Origin of the sequence: Seminibacterium arietis, assembly GCF_042675725.1 — a bacterium.
GTDB lineage: Bacteria > Pseudomonadota > Gammaproteobacteria > Enterobacterales > Pasteurellaceae > Seminibacterium > Seminibacterium arietis.
Genome location: NZ_JBHTJN010000025.1, coordinates 21,247 through 27,461 on the forward strand (window position 1 = coordinate 21,247; position 6,215 = coordinate 27,461).

7 protein-coding genes are annotated in these 6,215 nt (G+C 37.8%); all 7 read left to right on the forward strand.

Features of this window, described 5'->3' with window-relative positions:
• Nucleotides 1-3: 3 nt before the first annotated feature.
• Nucleotides 4-504: a molybdopterin-guanine dinucleotide biosynthesis protein B gene (gene mobB, locus ACFQ02_RS08395; RefSeq protein WP_380821723.1), complete on the forward strand. Its 501-nt coding sequence runs from the start codon at nucleotides 4-6 to the stop codon at nucleotides 502-504.
• Nucleotides 505-518: 14 nt separating this feature from the next.
• Nucleotides 519-1,934 carry a DHA2 family efflux MFS transporter permease subunit gene (locus ACFQ02_RS08400; RefSeq protein WP_380821726.1) on the forward strand — a complete coding sequence of 472 codons (1,416 nt, stop codon included), beginning with the start codon at nucleotides 519-521 and terminating at the stop codon, nucleotides 1,932-1,934.
• Nucleotides 1,921-2,556: a pyridoxamine 5'-phosphate oxidase gene (pdxH, locus tag ACFQ02_RS08405; protein ID WP_380821729.1), complete on the forward strand. Its 636-nt coding sequence runs from the start codon at nucleotides 1,921-1,923 to the stop codon at nucleotides 2,554-2,556. The genes ACFQ02_RS08400 and pdxH overlap by 14 nt, the downstream gene beginning before the upstream one ends.
• A 295-nt stretch (nucleotides 2,557-2,851) precedes the next feature.
• Complete coding sequence (rpsL, locus tag ACFQ02_RS08410) at nucleotides 2,852-3,226, forward strand: 30S ribosomal protein S12 (RefSeq protein WP_380821732.1); 375 nt, start codon at nucleotides 2,852-2,854, stop codon at nucleotides 3,224-3,226.
• A gap of 126 nt (nucleotides 3,227-3,352) precedes the next feature.
• Complete coding sequence (gene rpsG, locus ACFQ02_RS08415) at nucleotides 3,353-3,823, forward strand: 30S ribosomal protein S7 (RefSeq protein ID WP_380821735.1); 471 nt, start codon at nucleotides 3,353-3,355, stop codon at nucleotides 3,821-3,823.
• A 104-nt stretch (nucleotides 3,824-3,927) separates the two neighbouring features.
• On the forward strand, nucleotides 3,928-6,030 hold the full coding sequence (gene fusA / locus ACFQ02_RS08420; protein ID WP_380821738.1) for an elongation factor G: 2,103 nt from the start codon (nucleotides 3,928-3,930) through the stop codon (nucleotides 6,028-6,030).
• 57 nt (nucleotides 6,031-6,087) lie between these two features.
• On the forward strand, nucleotides 6,088-6,215 hold a 128-nt coding region (locus ACFQ02_RS08425; protein ID WP_380821743.1), incomplete at its 3' end, for a GTP-binding protein.

Sequence of the window (6,215 nt, forward strand, 5' to 3'; positions counted from 1 at the left end):
AGAATGTGTTTAATGTTGGGCATCACAGGCTATAGTGGTAGTGGAAAAACTACTTTATTAGAAAAACTGCTACCAAAACTAATACAACTAGAGCTACATCCTGCTGTCATCAAACATACTCATCATAATGCTCATGTAGATATTGCAGGGAAAGACAGCTGGAGAATGAAAGAAGCAGGAGCATCACAGGTTATCATGACTTGTGATCAACGTTGGGCATTAATGACAGAAACCCCTCAACCTACTTCATTAGCTTATTTAGCTAAGCAATTTGATTCTAATCTAGTGAATATAGTTTTAGTCGAAGGATTTAAACAAGAACCAATCCCTAAAATTTTTATTCATCGTAAAGAAATGACAAAACCCTTACCCATACTAGACCAATATGTGCTAGCACTAGCTACTGATTATCCCCTGGAAACTACACTACCTCTATTAGACATTAATAATATTGATAGCATTGCTACATTCATTCTCCAATGGTATCAACAAAAGTGCGGTTAAAATGGGACTAAATTATGACAGAACAAACAAAAGCTCAGAAATTAGCTTGGATTGGTGCAATGGCATTTTTTATGCAAACCCTTGATGCTACAATCTTAAATACCGCACTTCCAGCAATATCTAAGAGTTTAAATGAATCGCCTTTAGAAATGCAGTTAGCTATTATCAGCTATTCACTAACCGTTGCTCTGTTGATTCCCTTAAGTGGGTGGCTTGCTGATAAATACGGCACATTAACCTTGTTTCGTCTAGCTGTTTGTACATTTATTTTAGGATCTTTATTGAGTGCTTGTGCTGTCTCACTTAATTCACTCGTTATGGCTCGTATATTACAGGGTGTTGGTGGTTCTCTCATGATGCCTGTTGCTCGTCTCTCTATTCTTCGAACCGTACCTAAAAATGAGTTACTAAATGCATGGAATATCATGGCTATGGCGGGATTAACTGGACCTATTTTAGGACCTATTTTAGGTGGCTGGCTGGTCACTTACGCTTCTTGGCACTGGATTTTTTTAATTAATATTCCTATCGGATTACTTGGCATTATTGTAGCTGGAACATATATGCCTAATTGCAAAGCTCAAGTAAATAAACTGGATTGGGTTGGCTTTATTATTTTTGCTGGAGGACTAGTTGGGCTCACTTTAGGGCTAGATCTCATTGCAGAAAATTTCGTATCTAAAAATATTACTATAACTATCCTATCGTTGGGGTGTATTTGCTTGGTTTTCTATTATTTTTACGCGAAAAGTCAAGAAGATGTGTTATTACCCTTAACACTATTCCAAATTAGAACTTTCCGAATCGGATTTTTTGCAAATTTATTTATTCGTTTATGTGGCTCCAGTATTCCTTTTTTATTTCCTTTAATGTTACAAATTGTTTTCCATTATAGTGCAGAAATTACTGGCTGGCTCATGGTTCCTATCGCCCTTAGCTCAGTTTTATTAAAAACATTTATTGCTCGAATTTTAACTGTCTTTGGCTATAAAAAAACATTAATTTATTCAGCTTGCTGCATGACTATTATTATTGCCACTATGAGCTTATTAAATCAACATAGTCCAATTTGGCAAATTATTTTAATTTTAATTTTCTATGGTGCAACAATGTCGGTAATTTTTACATCAATCAACACGCTAACTATTTGTGACTTAGAATATCACAATGCTAGCTCAGGCTCGACCATGCTAAGTGTTATCCAGCAAGTGGGAATCGGCATAGGCATTACTTTGTCTTCAGTTATCGTAAATTTATACCGCACTTTTTTACCTGAAACTCCTCAGCAATTACAGCAATCTTTTAGCTATACGTTCCTGACTTCTGTTAGTTTTGGGATCGCTCTAATTGTGATATTATTTCGTTTAAGAGATAACGATGGAGAACACCTACAAAAACATAACGTGGAGAATAAAAATGGATCTGCATAATATCCGTGAAGAATACACTAAACAACAATTATCTAAAAAAGAGTGTCTTGATAATCCACTTACACAATTTGAAAAATGGTTAAATGAAGCTATAAAATCTGATATTAAAGAACCCACTGCAATGAATCTAGCAACAGTAAATGATTCAGGTCAACCAAGTAGTAGAATCGTATTATTGAAAGAAGTTAATTCTCAAGGATTTATTTTTTTTACTAACTACCTTAGCCAAAAAGGCAAAAACATCAGCCAAAACTCTCTTGTTGCCTTAAATTTTTTTTGGCAAGAGCTACAACGTCAAGTAAGGATTGAAGGAAAAGTCAAAAAAATTCCTGAAGATCAATCTGATGAATATTTTTCAAGTCGCCCTTATACCAGTCGAATAGGGGCATGGGCAAGTAAACAAAGTGCGGTCATTTCTAGCAAAAAACTTTTGTTAGCAAAAGCCGCCTCTATAGCAGCTAAATATCCTTTCTATGTTCCTAGACCCGCTCATTGGGGAGGATATATCGTTGTTCCGAGCATGTTTGAATTTTGGCAAGGACGTCCAAGCCGATTACACGATCGCATTCGCTATTTGCTTGATCAAAATGGCAATTGGTATCGTGAACGTCTATCCCCATAGCGGAGAATTAAAGGGATCTTATTTTACGATCCCGATTTCAGCATTTTTAACTCACACTTGGACTAAAAATTAGTCTCACTAAATTGTGAAATACAATACTATGATTTAAAGCTAGCTCCTATTTAAGTCCATAAAAAACGTTTCTAAAAAATTAATAGAGTCAGAAGAGGAATAAATGCTTAAATTGTTGACAAATTTTTTTGCAAAGATTAGAATCTAGCGTCTGTTTCTTTACGAAATAGACGTTGAAAAACATGTTTGTTTAGAATTTTTAATTAAAACTGGAGCTTTTTTAATGGCAACTATCAACCAGCTAGTACGCAAACCGCGTGTTAAAAAGGTTGTAAAAAGCAACGTTCCTGCTTTGGATGCTTGTCCACAGAAACGTGGCGTGTGTACTCGCGTGTACACAACTACACCTAAAAAACCGAACTCAGCATTACGTAAAGTATGCCGTATTCGTTTAACTAATGGTTACGAAGTAACTTCATATATTGGCGGTGAAGGTCACAACCTTCAAGAGCACAGTGTTGTGCTTATTCGTGGTGGTCGTGTTAAAGATTTACCTGGTGTGCGTTATCACACTGTACGTGGTGCATTAGACTGTGCAGGCGTAAAAGATCGTAAACAAGGTCGCTCAAAATACGGCGTTAAACGTCCTAAAGCTTAATGGTTCTCCGTTGAGTAAGGCCAAACGTCTAAATTTTTACATTTAAACCTAAACTCCAGTCAACTGCAATTAATTGCAAAAGATGAGTTTTGGAATATCCTGAATTATAATAACGGAGAAATTACAATGCCACGTCGTCGTAGTATTGAACCTCGCAAAATTCTTCCAGATCCGAAATTCGGTTCAGAATTACTTGCGAAATTTATAAATGTATTGATGGTAGATGGTAAAAAATCTATCGCAGAATCTATCGTTTATGATGCACTAGAAACATTATCTCAACGCACTGGAAAAGAAGCGTTAGAAGCATTTGAAGCTGCATTAGAAAATGTCCGCCCTGTAGTGGAAGTAAAATCACGTCGAGTAGGTGGTTCAACTTATCAAGTGCCAATCGAAGTACGTCCAACTCGTCGTAATGCATTAGGCATGCGTTGGATCGTTGAAGCTGCACGTAAACGTGGTGATAAATCAATGGCGGCACGTTTAGCAAACGAATTGTCAGATGCCTCTGATAATAAAGGTGCAGCAGTTAAAAAACGTGAAGATGTTCACCGTATGGCTGAAGCTAACAAGGCCTTTGCTCATTACCGTTGGTAATTAGTGGGCAATTTGGTTTTCAGGCTTCATCTCATAAATGATGTGATGAAGCCTTATCCATATTTAAAATTTAAATTTTCATATTCCAAACAAAGGAAAAAATAATGGCTCGTACAACCCCTATTTCACTTTACCGTAATATTGGTATCAGTGCGCATATTGATGCGGGTAAAACAACTACTACTGAGCGTATCTTATTCTATACTGGTGTGAGTCACAAAATCGGTGAAGTACACGATGGTGCAGCGACTATGGACTGGATGGAACAAGAACAAGAACGCGGTATCACTATCACTTCTGCAGCGACAACTGCTTTTTGGGCTGGTATGTCTCAACAATTTCCACAGCATCGTATCAATGTAATTGATACTCCAGGACACGTTGACTTCACTATTGAAGTAGAACGTTCAATGCGTGTTCTTGATGGTGCTGTAATGGTTTACTGTGCAGTAGGTGGTGTTCAACCTCAGTCAGAAACAGTATGGCGTCAAGCAAATAAATATAAAGTACCACGTATCGCATTTGTTAACAAAATGGACCGCACAGGTGCAAACTTCTTACGTGTAGTTGAACAAATTAAAACACGTTTAGGTGGAAATGCTGTTCCACTTCAACTCCCTATCGGAGCTGAAGAAGAATTCAAAGGCGTAGTTGATTTAATTAAAATGAAAGCTATCAACTGGAACGAAGCTGACCAAGGTATGACATTTACTTATGACACCATTCCAGCGGACATGCTTGAACTATGCGAAGAATGGCGTCAAAATCTTGTTGAAGCAGCAGCAGAAGCCTCTGAAGAATTAATGGAAAAATATTTAGGCGGAGATGACCTAACTGAAGAAGAAATCAAAGCAGGTTTACGCCAGCGTGCATTGGCAACTGAAATTATTTTAGTAACTTGCGGTTCTGCATTCAAAAATAAAGGTGTCCAAGCAATGCTTGATGCGGTAATTGAATATTTACCAGCTCCAACTGACATTCCTGCAATTAAAGGTATTAACCCAGATGAAACTGAGGGTGAGCGCCATGCAAGTGATGAAGAACCATTTGCAGCATTAGCATTCAAAATCGCAACAGATCCATTCGTGGGTAACTTGACTTTCTTCCGAGTATATTCAGGGGTAGTAGAATCTGGTGCAACTGTATTAAACTCAGTAAAAGATAAACGTGAACGTTTTGGCCGTATCGTTCAAATGCACGCTAATAAACGTGAAGAAATTAAAGAAGTTCGTGCAGGTGATATTGCGGCAGCTATTGGTCTTAAAGATGTAGGTACTGGCGATACATTATGCGACTTAAATAAACCAATTATCCTCGAACGTATGGAATTCCCTGAACCAGTAATCTCTGTTGCAGTAGAGCCAAAAACTAAAGCTGACCAAGAAAAAATGGGATTAGCACTAGGTCGTCTTGCGCAAGAAGACCCTTCATTCCGTGTTCACACTGATGAAGAGTCTGGAGAGACAATTATTTCAGGTATGGGAGAATTACACTTAGATATTATTGTTGACCGTATGAAGCGTGAATTTAAAGTCGAAGCTAACATCGGTAAACCGCAAGTATCTTATCGTGAAACTATCCGTACACGCGTAAATGATGTAGAAGGTAAACATGCAAAACAATCTGGTGGTCGAGGTCAATACGGTCATGTTGTGATTGATTTATATCCGCTAGATCCTGAGGGACCAGGATATGAGTTTGTTAATGAAATCAAAGGTGGTGTCATTCCAACGGAATATATTCCTGCTGTTGATAAAGGAATTCAAGAGCAACTCAAATCAGGTCCATTGGCGGGTTACCCAGTAGTAGATTTAGGTGTTCGTTTACATTTTGGTTCCTACCATGATGTGGACTCATCTGAATTAGCATTTAAACTAGCTGCATCTATTGCATTTAAAGCTGCATTTAACAAGGCTAATCCTGTTCTACTTGAGCCAATTATGAAAGTAGAAGTTGAAACACCACCTGATTATGTAGGTGATGTAATCGGTGATTTGAGTCGTCGCCGTGCGATGGTGAACGGTCAAGAGAGTAACGAATTTGTAACTAAGATCAATGCTGAAGTACCGCTTTCAGAAATGTTTGGTTATGCAACAGATCTTCGTTCACAAACTCAAGGTCGTGCTTCATATTCAATGGAACCATTGAAATACGCTGAAGCACCTAAAAACGTAGCTGAAGCTGTCATTGAAGCACGTAGAAAATAATTTGTTTAACTATATCCCCAAATGAATTTTTGGGGATCACTTTAAGGAAACTTAATCGTGTCTAAAGAAAAATTTGAACGTACAAAACCGCACGTAAACGTGGGTACAATCGGCCACGTTGACCATGGTAAAACAACTTTAACAGCTGCGATTACGACAGTGTTATCTAAGCACTATGGTGGAGC

Coding starts and splice junctions, on each gene's coding strand:
- rpsL (WP_380821732.1), top strand. CDS start 2,852: ATGGCAACTATCAACCAGCTAGTACGCAAACCGCGTGTTAAAAAGGTT.
- fusA (WP_380821738.1), top strand. CDS start 3,928: ATGGCTCGTACAACCCCTATTTCACTTTACCGTAATATTGGTATCAGT.
- mobB (WP_380821723.1), top strand. CDS start 4: ATGTGTTTAATGTTGGGCATCACAGGCTATAGTGGTAGTGGAAAAACT.
- pdxH (WP_380821729.1), top strand. CDS start 1,921: ATGGATCTGCATAATATCCGTGAAGAATACACTAAACAACAATTATCT.
- ACFQ02_RS08400 (WP_380821726.1), top strand. CDS start 519: ATGACAGAACAAACAAAAGCTCAGAAATTAGCTTGGATTGGTGCAATG.
- rpsG (WP_380821735.1), top strand. CDS start 3,353: ATGCCACGTCGTCGTAGTATTGAACCTCGCAAAATTCTTCCAGATCCG.